Below are 19,348 nucleotides of genomic sequence, written 5' to 3'. Positions count from 1 at the left end.
ATGCATTTCACCTGTCCCTTATGTAAAACTGAGAATAAGATTGATGCAGATTTCCGGATCAAAGAATACATTTGCCGATCTTGTTCCAATCTCATTGATATAGCTAAAAATACCTCTACAAAAGTTGTAAAAAAACCTGTGGAAAGTGTAGTGCTGGAGGTGGGACGGAAGGGGATGATTGATGAGGTGGAATATACCGTCACGGGTATTATCATCAGAAAGTACGGAACCCACATTTTTTGGAGAGAATATTTCTTAAAAGATAAAAAAGGCGAAGATGCTTTTCTTAGTGAAAGTGACGGCCATTGGGTTTTTCTTCATTCAATCGACGGGATGGATGTCAAAAAAAAGCTCAACGGAAAAGCGGCAGAACTGCACGGAAGAAATTACCGTTGGTATGAGACGACGGAATGCACCATCCACGCTGCAGCCGGTTTTTTTGAAGACCGGTTGAATTTCGGACTGGCAACCTACCGAGAATATGTCAATGCCACCCAGATGATCTCCCAGGAACAGTCGGGAGGTACCAATGAATATTTTTTCGGCATGCATATTTCAAAATATAAAGTAAAAAGGGCATTTAAGATCCCGCACCTTCCTCATTATTCGGGAGTGGGAATTGTACAGCCGTTTTATTTTAATTTTAAGCAAACCATCAATATCATGGCGGTTGCAGCGTTGATGATCTGCCTTATTCAATTGTATGTGGTGACTTCCAGAACCAATAAATCAGTTTTCGAGGAAGAAATTAACTTTACCGATGTTAAAGACAAAGAAAAGGTGAGTAAAAGCTTTGAACTGTCCGGAGGTTCGGCTCCTTTGAAAGTTGAGGTTTCTTCAAATGTTGATAATTCCTGGGCAAGTGTTGGGCTGAGCTTGGTGAACGAAGCAACTAATGAAATTGCCTTCGCTTCCAAAGATATCGAACAATACCACGGTTATGAGGATGGAGAAAGCTGGAGTGAGGGCAGTGGAAATGAGACCTTTAATTTTTGTGGTGTTGCTCCTGGAAAATATCACTTTTTAATTTCGGCGGACAAAGAAGGAAATGCTTCAGACCCTTTTAAGAAAGGCTATCAGTTTGATAATGGCAATTATTCTGTTATTCAGGATGGTAAAGGCTCTTATTATATGAAAGACAATAAGACTTCTGAAATCAAAACATATGCAGATAAATTTTTCCTGCAAAGTGAATTGATGACGATGAATAATATACTCGGCAAACCTCAAGAAATCCTGAAAATAGATTCGATTCTTTCCAATGCCATTCCTACAGAATACAATTATGAAATGAAACCGGATAACAATCCTACAGTAAAGATAAAAGCTGAGTGGCTCCCCGTTTCTTTCTGGAATTTTACCATTGTACTGATTATACTGATTATTTTCGTAGGAGCCTGCTATCTGGGAAGAAAAATCTTTGAAACGAACAAATGGGCCAACAGCTCAAATTCACCTTATCCACAATCCTAAACCATGACAAATATTATTAATTATATAAGAGAAAACTGGATGCTGTGCCTCATCGGAGTCTTTTTTCTGAGTTGGTTCACTTACCTTACTTACAACGGAAACCAGTTCTGCGACTGCGAAAAAACGGAGACATACCGCGACGGAACCACAAGAAGACATCATTCTTCAGGAGTCGGCTATTACAGATATTATCACAAATAAAATATAAACTATGGATCAGATCAACTTTTTACCCATCATCAATTCAGTAATTTATTCTTTTTTGGGAATTGCTATTTTATTGGTGTGCTATGTCATTATCGAAAAGTTAACACCGGAAAAAACATGGCACGAGATCGCTCAGAATAAAAATACTGCTTTGGCAATTATTTTCGGCGCTTTTATCATAGGGATTTCAATTATCATAAGCGCAGCAATTCATGGATAAAAAGAGGATTCCTCTTGAACTGCTTTTGATGTTCTCTGTGTTTGTCATTGCGACTTGCGGCCTGATCTACGAGTTGGTTGCGGGAGCTTTGGCAAGCTACCTTTTAGGAGATTCTGTAAAACAGTTTTCCTTCATCATCGGAGTTTACCTTTTCTCTATGGGGGTGGGTTCTTATTTTGCGAAATTCATCAAAGGAAATTTAATTGATAAATTCATTGAGATCGAGATTCTGGTTGGTATTATCGGCGGAATCAGTTCGGTGGTTCTATTCATCTTATTTAATACCCTGGCACATTTTGAGGCGGTTTTATATCTTTTCGTCTTCTTCACAGGTTGTCTGGTTGGAGTAGAAATTCCGCTCCTGATGAATATTTTAAAAGATAGAGTTCAGTTCAAAGATCTCGTATCAAATGTTTTCGCCTTTGATTATATCGGGGCTTTGTTGGCTTCCATTTTGTTTCCGCTGGTTTTAATTCCACAGTTGGGTATTGTAAAAACACCTTTGTTTTTTGGACTGATTAATATTTTGATTGCTATATTTTTATGTTTCTATCTTAAAAAAGAGCTTTCGAAACCGATTTCTTTAAAGGTAAAATCCATCGGAGCTTTTGTATTGTTGGTTGGTCTTTTTATTTTTTCGGATAAAATTTTATCGTTTTCAGAGGAGAAGTTATATGGTGAAAATGTGGTGTATACCAAAAGTTCACCGTATCAAAGAATTGTATTAACCCGAAACAACCGTGAATTTCGGTTATATTTAAACAATAACTTACAGTTTTCTTCTGTAGACGAATACCGTTACCACGAAGCATTGGTTCATCCTGCGATGTCGATGGCTAAAAAGATTGATCATATTTTAATTTTAGGGGGAGGCGACGGTTTTGCTGTTCGTGAAGTCTTGAAATACAAAGAAGTGAAAGACATCACGCTTGTCGATCTGGACGGAGAAATGACCAATTTCTTCAAAAACAATGAAACGATGCGTCAACTGAATCAGAGTTCTCTTTCCAATCCTAAACTGAAAGTTATCAACAAAGATGCCTATATTTGGGTAAAAGAGAACACGAAAAAATACAATGTCATTATCATCGATTTTCCGGATCCTTCCAATTACAGCTTAGGAAAATTATATTCTTTACAGTTCTACAAAGAGTTGGAAAGATTAACGACTTTAGATACAAAAATTATCGTTCAGACCACTTCTCCATATTTTGCGCCAAAATCTTTCTGGTGTATCGAGAAAACAATCAATCAGATTTTTCCTTTTACTTCAGCGTATCATACCTACGTTCCATCGTTTGGGGAATGGGGATTTTCGATGGCTTCTTTTGAACCGATTAACAATAAGATTTACAGAAAAATTCCAAACCTAAAATTCTACGATTATAATTTTTCCCAGCTTTCTTATTTTACACAGGATATGAAGGCAAAAGATATTGAAATCAACCGTTTGGATAACCAGATTTTAGTGAGATATTTTGATGAAGAGTGGGGAAAAGTACAGTAGAAAAGATTTCCTGAAAACATTATTTTTAGGCAGTCTGATGCTCCCTTTTTTACAATATTGCAGTAAGAAAGCAAAATCACTGTTGCTTAAAATCTCAGGTACCAATCACGTTTTAGGCCATAAGCTTTGGGCTAAAGATTTTCCCAAGCCTACGGAAGAAATCCATACAAAATATCTTATTGTTGGCGGGGGAATTTCCGGACTTTCGGCATGTAGATTTTTCAGTCAGAATAATGAAAATGACTATCTGTTGCTGGAAATGGAAAATCATTTGGGCGGAAATTCATCCAACGGACAAAATAAGTTTTCGAAATTTCCGCTGGGTGCACATTATTTACCGTTACCCAATAAGGAAAATACGGAAATCATCGATTTTCTGAAAGAATCCGGGGTCTATCAAGGTGATGATGAAAACGGCGATCCGATTTTAGATGAATATCAAATGACTTTTCCTCAGCAGGAACGATTGTTTTTCAAAAATTCATGGCAAAATGATATCGTTCCGCAAAATGGGATTTCTCAGGAAACTAAAGCAGAACTAGATCGGTTTTTTAAAATGATGGATCATTGTCGGGATCAGAAAGATTCAGAAGGAAAATATTGGTTTGCGATTCCGGTTCATGATTCCAGTCGGAGTGATGAGATTTTACAATTGGAGAAAATTGTTTTTAAAGATTGGCTGCATCATGAGAATTTTATGTCTGAAGAATTGCTTTGGCTTCTGGATTACTCATGTCGGGACGATTACGGTTTGGGGATCGATTATGTTTCGGCTTGGGCAGGAATTCATTATTTTTCAGGGAGAAAAAACAACTGGAGCAAAAAATACAAGGATCAGGTGTTCACCTGGCCGGAAGGAAATGCAAGATTAGTGAAGCATTTTTTGCCCTATACCCAAGGAAAATCTTCACCGAATCATTTAGTTTTTGATGTGAAAATCGGTAGTAAAGTTGAGGTTTTAAGTTTTGATCATATTCAAAAAAAGACAAAAAAAATCATTGCTGAAAAAGTTCTGTTCGCAACACCACAGTTTGTGAATGAAAGAATTTTTAATCATAAAAGAGCTGAGAATTTCAATTATGTTCCATGGTTTTTAACGACGATTACACTGCAGAATGATTTCGGGGGTGATGAAGAATTGGCTTGGGATAATGTGATTTATGGCTCAGATGGATTAGGGTATATCTATGATCAGCACCAGAATGTGGACCAGATTTTGGGTGAAAAGGTAATTACATATTACAGAAGCTTTTCAACGGCCGACAGCAAAAAAGCAAGAAAGAAACTATATGCCTTAAAAGAAGATCAGCTTAAAAATCTGGTGTTGGAAGATCTGAAGAAAGCGCATCCCCTGATCGAAGATTTTATCATTGAAATGCAGTTTCACAAGATCGGTCATGCAATGATTGCTCCCGTTCCGAATCAGATTTTCGGATATGCTGAAAAAGCAAAACAGCCGATTGAAGGAAAGGTTTTCTTTGCTCATTCAGATCTTTCGGGAATTTCGATTTTCGAAGAAGCATTTTATCAGGGATTAAGAACAGCACAGAAAATGATATGAGACAGCCTTGGATCCATAATGCAAAAACTGATGGCTGGTTCATCGTATCGCCGCCTTTTCTTATTCTGTTGATTATTTTCCTTTTTCAGAAACAGATTCAGGGGTTAGAAAATCATTATTCCTTTTATATATGGCTTTTCCTGATAGTTTTTGTGGACGTTGCGCATGTGTATTCTACTTTATTTAAAACTTATTTTGTAAAAACTGAGGTTCAGAAAAGAAAGCTTTTATATTACGGAATGCCTGTGTTAAGCTGGATGTTAGGGTTAATACTCTACCAATTCGGAAGCCTGACGTTCTGGTCGGCATTAGCATTGGTGGCGGTTTTTCATTTCATTCGTCAGCAATATGGCTTTATGAGAATTTACGCAAGATTCGAACCCGATAACTGGAGTAAAAGAATGGATGAAATTGCAGTCTATTCCGCTACTGTTTTTCCGATGCTGTATTGGTTTAAAACCCCGAGAGCTTTCACCTGGTTTGTTGAAAATGAATTTAACTGGCTAAAGAATTTACCGGATTATATAAATTATATTACCATCTTATATATCTCCATTTTATCTCTTTGGATCGTTAAAACCGTTTTTGAAATTTTTAAAACCAAACAATTCAATATTCCAAAAATTGCCTTAATTAGCGGAACGTATCTGTCATGGTATTTTGGAATCGTCTATTTTAATAATGATTTGGTTTTCACTTTTCTGAATGTCATCTCACACGGAATTCCTTATGTTGCATTAATTTACATCCGGGAAATCAAACAGAAAGAAATTGCGCACACCGGCAAAAAATCAATTTTTCAATCTACTTTCGGAATATTTTTATTCATCGGGGTAATTTTGGGATTCGCTTTTTTTGAAGAATTTTTATGGGAAGTTTTAGTCTGGAACGAACACTTTTCTCTACATCTGGACATAGCAATGAATTGGTTTCAGTTTCTGGTGCCCTTATTGGTTGTCCCACAACTCACCCACTATTTATTGGATGGTTTTATCTGGAAGAAACCGAAAAAAACTGTTTGATCCAATCCTTAAATGCAGTGTTGTAAAGGTATGCAGACTGTTCATAACTGGCCGCCGATGCTTATCACAGTCCTTTTAACCGATATACAACTTCTTGAGAGGTGAAGCAGTGGGAGAAAGTTGTTTAGAAAACTTCTGGAACGTTATTCGTTATTTTATCATGAATAAACCCGAAAAAGTTAAGTATTTTTGTTCCCAAAGTTAAACATATGAAAATGCAGAAGTATCTCCTTTCATTAACGATTCTGTTAGGAATCTTTAGTCTGAAAGCCCAGCAGAAGACATTTTGTAACCCGATCAATATCGATTACGGGTATACTCCGTTCGAGGTTTTTTCGAAACAGGGAAAACACCGTGCAACAGCCGATCCGGTGATCGTTAATTTTAAAAATAAACTGTTTCTTTTTTCTACCAATCAGGAAGGATATTGGTACAGCGACGATATGCTCGACTGGAAATTTGTGAAAAGAAAATTTCTGAGAGACAATAAATATATCCATGACCTGAATGCTCCCGCAGTTTGGGCGATGAAAGATACCTTATATGTTTTCGGATCTACCTGGGAACAGGATTTCCCGATCTGGAAAAGTACAAACCCTACAAAAGACGAGTGGAAAATTGCCACAGATACGTTAAAAGTAGGTGCCTGGGATCCGGCTTTTCATTATGATGAAGATAAAAATAAACTTTACTTATACTGGGGATCCAGCAACGAATGGCCTTTGCTGGGAACGGAAGTGAAGGTTAAAAATCTGCAATCCGAAGGTTTTGTAAAACCGATTTTAAGATTAAAACCTGAAGATCATGGCTGGGAAAGATTCGGGGAATATAATGATAATGTTTTTCTGCAGCCCTTTGTGGAAGGAGCTTGGATGACAAAGCACAACGGGAAATACTATATGCAGTATGGTGCGCCCGCAACAGAGTTCAGCGGATATTCTGACGGGGTATATGTGAGTAATAATCCGTTGGAAGGTTTCGAATATCAGCAGCACAATCCGTTTTCTTATAAACCGGGAGGTTTTGCAAGAGGAGCAGGACACGGTGCAACTTTTGAAGATAATTATAAAAACTGGTGGCATATTTCAACGATTTTTATTTCCACTAAAAATAATTTTGAAAGACGTTTGGGAATCTGGCCTGCCGGCTTTGATAAAGATGATGTCATGTATACCAACACGGCTTACGGAGATTATCCTACATTTTTGCCTCAATTTGCTCAGGGAAAAGATTTTTCTAAGGGACTTTTTGCAGGTTGGATGTTGCTGAATTATAACAAGCCGGTTCAGGTTTCATCAACATTAGGCGGGTATCATTCCAATTACGCGGTAGATGAAGATATTAAAACCTATTGGAGCGCTAAAACCGGAAATTCGGGAGAATGGTTTCAGACAGATTTGGGTGAAGTTTCTACGATTAATGCCATTCAGATTAATTATGCTGATCAGGATGTTGAGTTTATGGGTAAGACTTTAGGCAAAATGCATCAGTATAAAATTTACGGTTCAAACGACGGTAAAAAATGGAATGTGATTGTTGATAAAAGCAAAAATACGAAAGACGTTCCTCATGATTATGTAGAATTGGAAAAGCCAGCAAAGGCAAGATTTCTTAAAATGGAAAACTTAAAAATGCCAACAGGTAAATTTGCTTTAAGCGGTTTCAGAGTTTTCGGGAAAGGTGCGGGAGCTGTTCCTGCAAAAGTTCAGAATTTTGTTCCGCTGAGAGCCGATCCAAAAAAATACGGTGAGAGAAGAAGCATCTGGATGAAATGGCAGCAGAATTCTGAGGCAGACGGATATGTAATCTATTGGGGAAAATCTCCGGACAAATTATATGGAAGCATCATGGTGTATGGTAAAAACGAATATTTCTTTACGGGAGCCGACAGAACAGATGCTTATTATTTCCAGATTGAGGCTTTTAATGCCAATGGAGTTTCGGAGAAATCGGAAGTTTTCAAATCGGAATAGTTTTACAATAATATTTTTAAACCCTCAGATACCTTGAGGGTTTTGTTTTAAATAAGTTTAATAAAAAGAAAAATGTAAACTCATAATCCCAATCCATTGAAATATTTGTAAAAATTGACGAAATTAGCGGCTGTTAAAAAATCTAATCAGTAAACTATGAAAAAATTCAGACTTTTTGCTCTTTCGTTGTTTTTGCCTTTCGCTTTTGCGGGATGCAGTGACGATGAGAATGAGAAAGAATATCAGGTAGAGTTGGATGCTGTCGTGAAAAACGTTCATACCAATCTTCAGACAAGCCTTGGGACGGATGTGCCTTCACTGAGCGTGTATATTGTTTCTCCGAGAGGTACTTATTTCAGTACGGCAAAAGGAGCTAACGGGGCAGCTGTAACTCCGTACAGTTATTTCCGTTTTGCAAGCAATACCAAGAATTTCACTTCTACGGCAATTTTGAAAATGATGCAGGACGGGTGGCTGAAGCTTGATGATAAAATTACAGATAACATCCCGGGGACAACGGTTCCTTACACGCCGGATGTTGCAGACTGGAATTTTCCGCATAAAAATGAAATCACCATCCGCCAGATTTTACAGCATAATGCAGGAATCTATGATTTAACGAATGATGCCTCTCAATATAACATCGGTGGCGAAACCTATGCAGATTATATGCTGACAACCAATCCGGATTTTCAGTTTTCTGCTTCTGACTATGTAAAGCTTTTGAAAGATCATAATCTTACCTATGGTACACCCAATACAGTGTATCATTATTCAAACACGGGATATACCATTTTAAGCGAAATTATTGCGAGGGTATATTCTCAAAAAGTGAATTCGAACAAAACTTACGGCGATTTTATGTATGATAAAATTGTTGGCCCTTCTTCGGTAAAACCTTTGGCAATAACATTTCCTGAGCTTGCTTCAGACAAACAGCTGCCATCGCCTTATATCAAAGGTTTCATTAAATATGATACTCACGATGAGATTACAGATCTGAAAAATGCCAGCGCCCATATCGGAGAAGGAAATGGGGTAGGAACAATGGCAATGCTTTCACAATACATCAGGACTTTGATGAAGGGGGAAAATGTGCTGTATGCATCAAGCGCAGAACTGATGAGAACGAACAAAGGCCCTGCCACAACAAACGGCTATGGCCTGGGATGTTCTAATTTTCAGGGAATCGGGTATGGACACAACGGAGCAACGGAAGGATATCTTTCATTAATGGCTTATGATCCGGCATCTGATGTGTCCGTGGTAGTGCTGCTTCCGTTCTGGGATTTGAGAGGAAATAATCTTAACAAATGTATCGCTACATTAAATTCCACAGCTATTGAAGCTAAAAGAACATTGGGATATTAATTATATTTAAATAATTTTAGTAAACGCTTTGAGAAATCGGAGCGTTTATTTTTTGTCGATATTTTTAAGAAACAGATCAATTTTTTCAATGAGGAAGGCAGAATTAATCTCATTTTCCCATGAAAGATGAGTTCCGTTAAATTCATAAGATTGGTGGTAAACCTTATTTTTATCTAAGACTGAATCTAAGATTTCCTTTTGTGATAAAGGGACAACGGTATCCTGAGTCCCGTAAAATGAGAGAGTAGGTGTTGAGGTTTTGGTAACCCAATGAGTCGGGCTGCCGAAATCCATTAATGATGTCTTGTTTTTAACGATGTTGGGATCAATAAGATGTTTTTCAACAAAAGAATATTCATCATAATTTTTAAATCCGGGATCATTCAGATCTGCCGGGCCGACGATATTTACCACAGCTTTTATCTTTTTATTCTGATTAAACTGATAAGCATAGAACATAGATAAATGCCCCCCTGCACTGTTTCCGAGTAGAATATAATTAGGCTTGATCTTTAATGTTTTTTCTAGATACATCATGACATTTTTTATATCATCCGTCTGATGGGGAAGGGCATACTGTGTAGTGGAAGCCAATCGGTAATCCATATTAACAAAAATATACTGAGGGAATTTTTTCATCAGCTGATGGGTAAAACCCGTTAGTTGAGATTTCTCTCCGGCACGCCATCCGCCTCCATGAATAATGATGAAAACATCTTTTTTATGAGCCGTATTCTCAGGGATATATACATTCATCTTTTGGTTTGGGTCGCTTCCATAGGAAATATTTTTCTCGATGGTGAAAGAATTTTTTCCAAATTCAATGGTTTTCTGTTGACAGGCTGTAAAAATAAGCAGCACAATTCCGAATATCAATATCTGTTTTTTCATGATGGGTGGATGTATTTTCTGAGTTCTAAAAATAAAGAAACCTGCCGATTTCCCGACAGGTTTACCACAAAATAATTATATGAAGAAAATGATTGTTTTTATCTTGTTCTGTTTTTAATGGCATCAGAAGCTGCCTCAATATCTCTTACTTTTTTCACTTTCTGGTTTCCGAAAGAGTAAGTAATGCTCACGCTCACGCTTCTTCTGTACATATCGTTTTTGATGTAATTATAGTTTCCGTTGTCCTGGTAATCTTCAATTTCTACAACATTTGTTCTTAATACATCGTTTACGTTTACGGCAAACGTCCAGTCGTTCCAGTTTTTCTTGATGCTCAAGTCTAAACTCATTAAGTTTTTCAGCATTCCCAGTTCGATTTGTTGTTTGTCAACGTAGAAATAATTGACACCTAAGAACCACGTTTTCTTTTTGTCTAAACGGATGGTGTTGTTACTTGTAACGATAAAACTCGCCGATTTTCTGTTGTTAATATAAGTATCAAAAACTTCACCCGTTGTAGGATCTGTATCCAGTGTTCCATTGTTGATATTATACTGAACTCCGGCATTGAAATTCAAGGTTAAATATTGCTTGAAAAGAGACTTTTGAACTCCCAGCATCGCAGACATTTCCTGTCTGTCGCCGAAATTAGTTCTGATATATGCTAATCTCACTCTTTCCATACCGTCCTTAGTATATCTCTTTTGTAATGGAACTTGTGTGATCTGATCTTTCTGATAAGAGTGATTCAGAATCAGGAAATATGAGTTTTTATACATATACGTAAGTTCCTGATTATAGGTTGAAGAAGCTTTTACAAAAGGATTATTTTGGGTGTAATTGTCTTCTGTAATAATATTTTTCACAGGATTCAGCTCCCAGAAACTTGGTCTTCTCATTCTGCTTGAAAATGAATAAGAAAGGTTGTTCTTATCATTGATGGCATAATTAAAGCTTATATAAGGCAACAAGTTGTTGTAATTTCTTTCAATTTTTTGATTAGATTCTACACCATCTTTAAAACTGTCTGCTGTTCCCAAACTATTGGTGATTTCATACCTTGCTCCTACTTTTCCGGAAAATTTATCGGAGAATTTTTTTTCAAAAGTGATATAAGCTCCATAAATTTTTTCATTATAAATAAAATGATTGAAATCTGTTTTTGGATTTGGAAGCGGACTTAAATCTTGTAAATCACCATTGTCATCAAATAAATATGTAAAGTTTTTAGTATCGTTATCCGTTTTAGTAGTGTTGAAATTTCCACCTACGGAAACGGTAAAATCATTTTTAAATTTTTGAATGTAATCAACCGTTCCTGAAAAATTATTGATAATCTGAGGAATATCCTGAGTAATTGTTTTTATTGGAGTTAAGCCTTCATTTAATGTATTATTATTTGAAAACTGGAACCTTTTATAATTAAGATAAGCCGCATTCGCATTGAATTTACTGCCTAATGAATCCAATTTTATTTCATAATTTAAATTAACGGAATTGTTATAATTTCTCGCATCTTCTTTATTTTTTGTCCAGGTATGGCTTGTTACTAGGTTACCATCTTTCGGCTGAGTCAAAGTATTGTATAAATCAATCGTAGAATTGTAACTTTTATTAGCCCAGGAATTCCATGAAAGTGCCAAGTTGCTTTTTTCAGTTAGTTGATAATCAATATTTAAATAACCACCGATGTTTTTATTGGGATCGTCGATATTTCCTACCGATTCGTTGGTAACATTTCCAATTCCGTTTCTTAGAATATAAGATTGTGGATTAATATTTTCACCACCGCTTAAATTGGCATTGATTCCCAGTTTGTCTTTTCTGTAATTTACAGAGAAGCTCGCACTGCTTGCATTGTATTTATTCTGAGTGTTAGACATTCTCATGTTTCCGCTTGTACCGTCACTCATTTTTTTCTTTAAAATGATATTGATGATCCCGTCTGAAGATTCTACCTGATATTCACTTCCCGGAACAGTAATCACCTCGATTTTCTGGATATTTTCTGCAGGGGTATTTTTTAGGAATTGTGTCAGAGATTCCGCATCCATGTTGGTTTTTCTACCGTTGATATAGATCAGTGCATTGTTTTTTCCTACAATTTTCAGGGTTTTGTCATCGGTGGTGGATAAAAGAGGTGTCTGCTTCAAAAGATCAAAAGTTGTATTTCCCTTGGAAACTGGTGAAGCGGCAACATCATATACAAAACGGTCGCTCTGTTTTTTGAAAACCTGCTTTGTTAAAGTAACGGCTTCTATGCTTTTTGTTTTTACGGTGTCTTGTTTTTTTTCCTGTGCGAAGGTTAATCCGCTGAAGAATATGGCTGCGATGAGAATTGGCGTTTTCATGTTTTTTATATTTTAGAGAGTTTAATAGCTTGTATTTATAATTATTTTACATTGCAAAGATATATAATAAATTAAGTATTATGCAATACAAAGTACTTAAAATGTTTTTAAAATAAATTTAACTTACTGATTTACAGTTGTTAAATTTTAGAATAAATTTTTGCTATAATTAACTTTATACTCTAATTAGACAATTGAAAACTCCGATCTGTTACATTTTCATCAGAAAATCCTTTAGAGAATGATCTACCTTCGATCGAAATTTCAAGGAATATTTGAATGATTTTATATAGGAAATGATAATACAAGGTTTGAATTTCTTGTATTAAAATTGAGTGAAAAAGAATGTAAACGGAAAAGGTAATAAATAAAAAAAACCAAAAATGGCCTTTTACATATTGTAATTATTCTCTGTCGAAACGGGCGAGTTTTTTGTCCACCCAAATGGTGGCAAAAGGAAAAAATGCCGAGAGCAAGGCAAAAACAAAATCCTCATCATCCCATTGATAGATTTTTCTAGCCGGAAGGCAAAGCAAAAGATAAAGTGTAAAGAAAAGGCCGTGCAGACTTCCGATCACACTGATGAATACAATGGAATATACATTTTCAGCATACCGGATCCATATCATGGCAACTCCATACAGCAGCACGCAGGAAATAGCTTCTGCAATACACACCTGCTTAAACCATTTAATGATTTTTTCCTGAGAATATTTTGAGAAAAACTTATCGATGAAATTCATATTTAATTATTTATAAAAAAATCTTAATGCGATTTTAGACCTTACAGGATAACCTTTATATTTTAGAGGTTCAAATTTACAGGTTTTTATAAATTTTTTAATTTCCTCTTCAAAATACGGTATGTATTTTAGATTATTTTCATTGGAAATATGATGATTAAACCTTACAATTCTTAAAACCTTTCCTTTATTATCAAGATTTAAAGTTACAATAGTTTGAGAATCATACTCATTTTTTGTGTAATTATAATCTTTAGGGTAAACAAAACTTTCGGAAAAATCTTTATTTAAGAGATCTTTTTCATGAGAATCCCCGTAAGTTTCTTTATAATTCCAATCCGTATGCTCGTCATTGTTAAAAATTTTATCCGGATGTTTTTTGACGTAATCTGAAACAGATTGTTTTACAAGATTATCAATAAATTCTTTACCAAATTTTTCTACTGTGAATTGTGTCATGAATTGGTAATAGCAGGAGCTTGATGCATAAGCTCCGAGATCACTTCCCATCCATTCACCTCCCCAGGTGATATTATGTTTTTGCAGAATTATTTTCAGCTCTTCAGAAGGAATAAAACTTCTACCGTGAGGAGCTGCAATATTCATATAATATTTATTTTCAAGTTTAGAATCAGTAACTGCTCTTAATGAATCATTATGACACTGTTCACGATTATATCTTAGTCTTTCCTCAAGCCACTGACTTATTTTAGTTTCTTTTCTTATTTGAACTGAATCTTCTTTAGAAATATTTTGTCCAAAAACAAAAGATTGAGTAAGTAAAAAGAGTGAAAATAAATAGAATCTCATTTTAGCTATTTATAAAAACTACTTCCATCCAGATATTCAAAAACCTCCGGCGGGAGCATAGGTCTCACGTTTTTGCCTGTTTTAATCATATTCCGGATCTCTGTGGCAGACAATTCAATAATTGGGGCTTTTATCAAAGAAATATTTTCATGCTGAAGATATTCAGAATCTTTTTTCTCTTCATCAAAAACTCTTGGATACACAATAATGTGATGGTTTTTAATCAAAATATCAGAATTTTTCCATTTGTGCAGCCCGTTCAGATTATCTTCTCCCATGATTAAACTAAAAGAATAGTCGGGATACTTTTCATGAAGGTAAGTCAGCGTATCAATCGTATAACTCGGTTGAGGCAACGAAAACTCTACGTTGGAAGCACGCATTTTAGGATAATTCTTCACAGCAAGCTGCACCATATCCAGCCTGTTATGGTCTTTCAGTAAAGATTTTTTTTCTTTGAAAGGGTTTTGCGGGCTTACCACAAACCAAAGTTCGTCCATATCAGAATTCTCCAGAATATAGTTGGCTAAAATTAAATGCCCGATATGGATGGGATTGAAAGACCCGAAAAATAAGCCGATCTTTTTCATTGATATTGAAAGTGGATAATAATTAATCTCTGAACTTAACGTCCTTAATATTCAGATAATGCGTTACATTTCCTTTCCAGTGGTTTTCTTCTAAAGTGAAAGCCAGGTCAAAATTCTTTGTTTTAAAATCTTCTACAAACTGCCCAAGTTTAAAACCTACACACTCAATATTTCTTCCGGTAGATTCCTGTCTGATGTAGAATTTAAGGTGATTGTTATCCTTACCCATCGTTTTTACGTACCCCGAAAGTTTCTGGTTGCTCAATGTAAAAATAGGTTTCATATTCTGTGGCCCGAAAGGAGCTAATTTTCTGTGGAAATTGATAAATTCTCTGTTGATATCATCAATTCCAATTTCAGAATCTATCGTTATGGAAGGTTCTTTCTGATGTTCTTTAATTTTTTCGGAAACAATCCTCTCAAATTTTTCTTTGAAGGCATCGAATTTATCTTTTTCCATTGATAATCCTGCAGCGGCGTGGTGTCCTCCGAATTTTAAGAAATATTCCGAGCACATGTCCAATGCCTCATGAACATCAAAATCTGAAACAGATCTTGCTGAGGCTACCATTTCCCCGTTATTCCCATCTGTGAAAACTAAGGTCGGCTTGTAATAGGTTTCAATAAGTCTTGAAGCTACAATTCCGATCACACCTTTGTTCCATTCCGGGTGGTAAACAATAGTAGAATATTTTGTTTCCTGCTGAGATTCTATAATCTGGTTTAAAGCAGAAAGTGTAGAATTCATATCGAGTTCACGTCTTTCGTCGTTGAGGTTCATGATATCGCTTACAATCTGGTGGGCGTGTTTCAGATTATCGGAAACCATTAGTTCTACAGCGGCTTTTCCGTGGGAAATTCTGCCGGCAGCATTGATTTTCGGAGCGATTTCAAAAACAATATTTGAAATTTCGAAGTGAGAAAGTTTATCTTCAGGAATTAATAATCTTAAACCTAAATTTCTTGTTTTTCTCAATATTTTTAAACCCATTTTAGCCAGCACACGGTTTTCGCCGGTCATCGAAACAATATCGGCAGCGATGGAAATAGCTAAAAGGTCTGTGAGTTCAAACAGTTCAGCTTCAGGAAGTTTATAGATGGTATTTAATCCCTGGCAAAGCTTAAAACCAACTCCGCAACCCGAAAGTTCCTTGAAAGGATATCGGCAGTCGCTTCTTTTGGGATCTAAAACAGCCACGGCATCAGGAATTTCTTCGCCTGGCAAGTGATGATCACAAATAATAAAATCAATATTCAGATTTTTAGCATAATTGATCATATCCAGAGATTTGATTCCGCAGTCTAATGCAATGATTAAAGAGAAACCATTTTCTTTGGCAAAATCTATCCCTTCCGTTGAAATTCCATAGCCTTCAGAATTTCTGTCGGGGATATAATAATCCAGATATTTTTTCTGAACAATTTTGCTAAGGTATAGGTACATTAGAGCAACGGCGGTAGTTCCGTCTACGTCGTAATCTCCGTATACCAGTATTTTTTCTCCGTTTTCAATGGCAGTGGCAATACGCTCTACGGCTTTTTGCATATCAGCCATTAAAAAAGGATTGTGGATATCGGTAAGGTTGGGTTTGAAAAATTCTCTTGCCTTTTGATAATTGTCAATTCCTCTGAGAACGAGGAGTTTAGATTCAAAAGTTCCAAAACCAAGAGACGAACTTAATCCGTCCACAACTTCCTCATCGGGTTCGGGCTTGTAAATCCATTTTTGACTCATTTCACAAAAATAGGGAAAAAAGTTTTAAATGCCCAAGGTAAAAAAAATACTTTCAGGCCATTGTTTCGGAAGTTTAACTTTTAAATTATTTTAAAAAGAAGTATCTTCGCCCTCCAAATTAAAATAACGATTATGAAAAAAATTACATTCTGCCTGATATTCATCGGGGCAATGCATTCTATGAATGCACAAAAAATCAATCTAGGAAAAGCAGCAAACGTTGTTGCCAATGGGGCAAAAGGACTTACATTCTCAAATGAAGACGCTGTAAAGCTGTCTAAAGAATCTGTGGATTATATGGATAAAAATAATCCTGTAGCAGGTCCGAAAGATCCATACACAATCCGATTGAATAAGCTTTTTTCAAAACACAAATCACAGGACGGCTTAAACCTTAATTACAAGGTCTATAAAGTAAAAGATATCAACGCATTTGCCTGTGCAGACGGAAGTGTACGGGTTTTTTCTTCGTTGATGGATATTATGACGGACGATGAACTATTGGCGGTTATCGGCCATGAAATCGGTCACGTTAAAAATCAGGATACCAAAGACGCGATGAAAACAGCTTACCTTAAAACGGCTGCTTTGGAGGCGGCTTCTTCTGCTTCATCTGCTGTGGCAAACCTTAGTGAAAGCCAGGTTGGTAAAATGGCAAACGCATTTTTAGATGCGTCACACAGTAAAAAGCAGGAATCTGAAGCAGATATCTATTCATATGATTTTATGAAGGCTAATAAATACAATGTTGTTGGAGCTTATACGGCATTTAAAAAATTGGCTTTGCTTTCTGAAGGAGGAACGGCTCAGACAGGATTCCAGAAAATGTTCAATTCTCACCCGGACAGCAATAAAAGGGCGGAAGCAATTAAGAAAAGAGCTGAAAAAGACGGTCTTTGGAAAGATCCGGGAACAGTTTCTCTGCCTACAACCAAATTAACGAAATAGTTTAATTAGCTATTTTTTTCAAATAAATAAAACTGTCTTAAAAGTCATTTTTTTCGGGGGCTGACAATGGAGTCAATCATCTCGGATAATGTAGACTTTTAAGGCAGTTTTTTATCGTTGTTTCAGTCAACTTTAATAATATCGGACTTTGGATCCTTACCCAACTTCACGATTTCTTTTCAATAAATTTCTATTAATAAATGGGCTTTTCAACAAAGTGATTTGAGCTTTTCAACAAAATCAAATCATGATGTACTGTGTAATTTTGCTTTATTAAAAATGCTGAATAAAGTAAAATCAATCTCAACATGAAAAAGTCGTCTGCTTCACATCCAAAGCTAATTTTAAATTCCTACACCGATAAAAATGTGGAAGGAGAGGCATTTATAATGGATCATATTTTCAGTTATATCATTCATGGAAAACATGAAGTATGGATTGGAAATGAAAAATATTCTTTTACAGAAGGTGATTTCAGATTCTTCCAACGGAATCAGCTCGCAAAATATGTGAAAAAAACAAAGGATGGAGGTTTCAAATCTGTTGCTGTTCATATTGATCAATCTACATTAAAGGAGATGAGCCACCATTACAGATTTATATCAGACAAAAACGATATCAGCTCCGAACCTTTGTTGATAAAATCTGATCATAAGCTGCAGGGGTTTGTAGAGTCGCTCATGCCTTATCTTCAGGAGCAAGAGCCGGATGAGAGAATTGTATTGCTGAAAACTCAGGAACTTATTTTACTGTTGTTGCAAAATAATCCTAAGATTAAAAATATTCTTTTCGACTTTAGCGAACCGGGAAAAATTGATCTTGAAGCCTTCATGAACAACCATTACAGATACAATATCAGCATCGATCGTTTTGCTTTTCTTACCGGACGCAGCCTTTCGGGATTTAAACGAGATTTTGAAAAACTTTTTAACATAAGTCCTGGCAAATGGCTTGTGCATAAAAGATTAGAAGATGCAAAATTCAGAATTGAGGATAAAAAAGAAAAATCGTCCGATATCTATCTGGATCTGGGATTTGAAGATCTTTCACATTTTTCTTATGCGTATAAAAAAGCTTTTGGCTATGCTCCTAATCATAAATTCAAAAACAGATAATTAAAATAATTTAAAATTAATTAAAAATGGATATACAATTAAAAGGTAAAAGAGCTCTTGTTACAGGTTCCAGCTCAGGTTTGGGCGAAGCGATTGGAAAAATGCTGGCAGAAGAAGGAGCTTCTGTAATTATTCACGGAAGAGATAAGGAGCGTGCTGAAAAGGTGGCGCAATCTATATTGGAGAAAGGAGGCTTTGCAGCAATTGCTATTGGCGATCTTTCAACGGATGAAGGTGCAGACCAGGTTGCAGCAATGGCTTTGAAATCCGGGCAGATCGATATTCTTGTGAATAATGCAGGCGCAACTTCTCACAAATCATGGGGAGAAGCGAGTGCCAACGATTGGCTGGATATTTATAACACCAATGTAGTCTCTTATGTCCGTATGATACAGCGTATCGTTCCTCAGATGAAAACATTAGGTTGGGGAAGAGTGATACATATTGGCGGAGGTCTTGGAATACAGCCCATAAAAGAACAGCCTCATTATAATGCAACATTGGCGGCTCGTCACAATATGTCGGTTTCATTGGCGAGATCTCTTAAGGATACGGGAATTACCTCAAATGTTGTTTCACCGGGAGCAATTATCAATCCGATGGTTGAAGAGTGGCTTAAAAATGCTGCACCAAAATTTAATTGGGGAACCGATCCGGAGGAAATTAAATATAAAGCAGTGCAGGAACTTATTCCTAATGATACAGGCAGATTCGGTGAACCTGAAGAAATTGCCGGAGCTGTGGCATACCTTTGCAGCCGTTTTGCGGATTATATCAGTGGTTCTGTGCTTAGGGTTGACGGTGGTACCATTCGTTGTCTATAATATTTCA

General features: G+C 36.2%; 17 protein-coding genes. 11 read left to right on the top strand and 6 right to left on the bottom strand.

The window, feature by feature from the left end; all coding sequences use genetic code 11:
- From BUA89_RS04470 to BUA89_RS04435, 8 genes are all read left to right on the top strand, one after another.
- Positions 1-1,473: a DUF4178 domain-containing protein gene (locus BUA89_RS04470; protein ID WP_072953517.1), complete on the top strand. Its 1,473-nt coding sequence runs from the start codon at positions 1-3 to the stop codon at positions 1,471-1,473.
- A 3-nt stretch (positions 1,474-1,476) separates the two neighbouring features.
- On the top strand, positions 1,477-1,674 hold the full coding sequence (locus tag BUA89_RS04465; RefSeq protein WP_228420521.1) for a hypothetical protein: 198 nt from the start codon (positions 1,477-1,479) through the stop codon (positions 1,672-1,674).
- 10 nt (positions 1,675-1,684) lie between these two features.
- Positions 1,685-1,900 carry a DUF350 domain-containing protein gene (locus BUA89_RS04460; protein WP_072953515.1) on the top strand — a complete coding sequence of 72 codons (216 nt, stop codon included), beginning with the start codon at positions 1,685-1,687 and terminating at the stop codon, positions 1,898-1,900.
- The gene (locus BUA89_RS04455; RefSeq protein ID WP_072953513.1) at positions 1,893-3,407 is read left to right on the top strand and encodes a polyamine aminopropyltransferase; all 1,515 of its coding nucleotides are present in this window, start codon (positions 1,893-1,895) and stop codon (positions 3,405-3,407) included. The genes BUA89_RS04460 and BUA89_RS04455 overlap by 8 nt, the downstream gene beginning before the upstream one ends.
- On the top strand, positions 3,382-4,968 hold the full coding sequence (locus BUA89_RS04450) for an NAD(P)-binding protein (RefSeq protein WP_083531599.1): 1,587 nt from the start codon (positions 3,382-3,384) through the stop codon (positions 4,966-4,968). The genes BUA89_RS04455 and BUA89_RS04450 overlap by 26 nt, the downstream gene beginning before the upstream one ends.
- Positions 4,965-5,990, top strand: a complete 1,026-nt coding sequence (locus tag BUA89_RS04445) for a hypothetical protein (protein WP_072953511.1) — start codon at positions 4,965-4,967, stop codon at positions 5,988-5,990. The genes BUA89_RS04450 and BUA89_RS04445 overlap by 4 nt, the downstream gene beginning before the upstream one ends.
- A gap of 215 nt (positions 5,991-6,205) precedes the next feature.
- Positions 6,206-7,963 carry a discoidin domain-containing protein gene (locus BUA89_RS04440; RefSeq protein ID WP_072954240.1) on the top strand — a complete coding sequence of 586 codons (1,758 nt, stop codon included), beginning with the start codon at positions 6,206-6,208 and terminating at the stop codon, positions 7,961-7,963.
- A gap of 156 nt (positions 7,964-8,119) precedes the next feature.
- Positions 8,120-9,334, top strand: coding sequence for a serine hydrolase domain-containing protein (locus BUA89_RS04435; RefSeq protein ID WP_072953510.1), 1,215 nt, complete (start codon positions 8,120-8,122; stop codon positions 9,332-9,334).
- A 45-nt stretch (positions 9,335-9,379) separates the two neighbouring features.
- On the opposite strand, the gene BUA89_RS04430 is transcribed toward BUA89_RS04435, so the two are convergent.
- The 6 genes from BUA89_RS04430 to recJ form a co-directional block, all read right to left on the bottom strand.
- Positions 9,380-10,225 carry an alpha/beta hydrolase gene (locus tag BUA89_RS04430; RefSeq protein WP_072953508.1) on the bottom strand — a complete coding sequence of 282 codons (846 nt, stop codon included), beginning with the start codon at positions 10,223-10,225 and terminating at the stop codon, positions 9,380-9,382.
- A gap of 98 nt (positions 10,226-10,323) precedes the next feature.
- On the bottom strand, positions 10,324-12,576 hold the full coding sequence (locus BUA89_RS04425) for a TonB-dependent receptor domain-containing protein (protein WP_072953506.1): 2,253 nt from the start codon (positions 12,574-12,576) through the stop codon (positions 10,324-10,326).
- Positions 12,577-12,980: 404 nt separating this feature from the next.
- Positions 12,981-13,319: a DUF3817 domain-containing protein gene (locus BUA89_RS04420; protein WP_072953504.1), complete on the bottom strand. Its 339-nt coding sequence runs from the start codon at positions 13,317-13,319 to the stop codon at positions 12,981-12,983.
- A gap of 6 nt (positions 13,320-13,325) precedes the next feature.
- Entirely contained in the window at positions 13,326-14,129 is an 804-nt protein-coding gene (locus tag BUA89_RS04415) for a hypothetical protein (protein WP_072953502.1), read from the bottom strand.
- A 5-nt stretch (positions 14,130-14,134) separates the two neighbouring features.
- A complete protein-coding gene (gene nadD / locus BUA89_RS04410; RefSeq protein ID WP_072953500.1) occupies positions 14,135-14,719 on the bottom strand; it encodes a nicotinate (nicotinamide) nucleotide adenylyltransferase in 585 nt (194 codons plus the stop codon).
- Between the two features lie 22 nt (positions 14,720-14,741).
- Positions 14,742-16,454, bottom strand: a complete 1,713-nt coding sequence (gene recJ / locus BUA89_RS04405) for a single-stranded-DNA-specific exonuclease RecJ (protein ID WP_072953498.1) — start codon at positions 16,452-16,454, stop codon at positions 14,742-14,744.
- 132 nt (positions 16,455-16,586) lie between these two features.
- Between recJ and BUA89_RS04400 the strand changes: the two genes are divergently transcribed.
- The 3 genes from BUA89_RS04400 (at position 16,587) to BUA89_RS04390 (ending at position 19,341) form a co-directional block, all read left to right on the top strand.
- Complete coding sequence (locus tag BUA89_RS04400) at positions 16,587-17,402, top strand: M48 family metalloprotease (RefSeq protein WP_072953497.1); 816 nt, start codon at positions 16,587-16,589, stop codon at positions 17,400-17,402.
- Positions 17,403-17,710: 308 nt separating this feature from the next.
- A complete protein-coding gene (locus BUA89_RS04395; RefSeq protein ID WP_072953495.1) occupies positions 17,711-18,517 on the top strand; it encodes a helix-turn-helix domain-containing protein in 807 nt (268 codons plus the stop codon).
- Positions 18,518-18,543: 26 nt separating this feature from the next.
- A complete protein-coding gene (locus BUA89_RS04390; protein WP_072953493.1) occupies positions 18,544-19,341 on the top strand; it encodes an SDR family NAD(P)-dependent oxidoreductase in 798 nt (265 codons plus the stop codon).
- Positions 19,342-19,348 lie beyond the last annotated feature (7 nt).

This window comes from Chryseobacterium arachidis (assembly GCF_900129245.1).
Classification (GTDB): Bacteria; Bacteroidota; Bacteroidia; order Flavobacteriales; family Weeksellaceae; genus Chryseobacterium; species Chryseobacterium arachidis.
This window is presented reverse-complemented; position numbering and strand designations above follow the sequence as displayed.

Bases quoted from the DNA above. Each gene is read 5' to 3' on its own strand.
- BUA89_RS04470 (WP_072953517.1), top strand. From the start codon at position 1: ATGCATTTCACCTGTCCCTTATGTAAAACTGAGAATAAGATTGATGCA.
- BUA89_RS04465 (WP_228420521.1), top strand. From the start codon at position 1,477: ATGACAAATATTATTAATTATATAAGAGAAAACTGGATGCTGTGCCTC.
- BUA89_RS04460 (WP_072953515.1), top strand. From the start codon at position 1,685: ATGGATCAGATCAACTTTTTACCCATCATCAATTCAGTAATTTATTCT.
- BUA89_RS04455 (WP_072953513.1), top strand. From the start codon at position 1,893: ATGGATAAAAAGAGGATTCCTCTTGAACTGCTTTTGATGTTCTCTGTG.
- BUA89_RS04450 (WP_083531599.1), top strand. From the start codon at position 3,382: ATGAAGAGTGGGGAAAAGTACAGTAGAAAAGATTTCCTGAAAACATTA.
- BUA89_RS04445 (WP_072953511.1), top strand. From the start codon at position 4,965: ATGAGACAGCCTTGGATCCATAATGCAAAAACTGATGGCTGGTTCATC.
- BUA89_RS04440 (WP_072954240.1), top strand. From the start codon at position 6,206: ATGCAGAAGTATCTCCTTTCATTAACGATTCTGTTAGGAATCTTTAGT.
- BUA89_RS04435 (WP_072953510.1), top strand. From the start codon at position 8,120: ATGAAAAAATTCAGACTTTTTGCTCTTTCGTTGTTTTTGCCTTTCGCT.
- BUA89_RS04430 (WP_072953508.1), bottom strand. From the start codon at position 10,225: ATGAAAAAACAGATATTGATATTCGGAATTGTGCTGCTTATTTTTACA.
- BUA89_RS04425 (WP_072953506.1), bottom strand. From the start codon at position 12,576: ATGAAAACGCCAATTCTCATCGCAGCCATATTCTTCAGCGGATTAACC.
- BUA89_RS04420 (WP_072953504.1), bottom strand. From the start codon at position 13,319: ATGAATTTCATCGATAAGTTTTTCTCAAAATATTCTCAGGAAAAAATC.
- BUA89_RS04415 (WP_072953502.1), bottom strand. From the start codon at position 14,129: ATGAGATTCTATTTATTTTCACTCTTTTTACTTACTCAATCTTTTGTT.
- nadD (WP_072953500.1), bottom strand. From the start codon at position 14,719: ATGAAAAAGATCGGCTTATTTTTCGGGTCTTTCAATCCCATCCATATC.
- recJ (WP_072953498.1), bottom strand. From the start codon at position 16,454: ATGAGTCAAAAATGGATTTACAAGCCCGAACCCGATGAGGAAGTTGTG.
- BUA89_RS04400 (WP_072953497.1), top strand. From the start codon at position 16,587: ATGAAAAAAATTACATTCTGCCTGATATTCATCGGGGCAATGCATTCT.
- BUA89_RS04395 (WP_072953495.1), top strand. From the start codon at position 17,711: ATGAAAAAGTCGTCTGCTTCACATCCAAAGCTAATTTTAAATTCCTAC.
- BUA89_RS04390 (WP_072953493.1), top strand. From the start codon at position 18,544: ATGGATATACAATTAAAAGGTAAAAGAGCTCTTGTTACAGGTTCCAGC.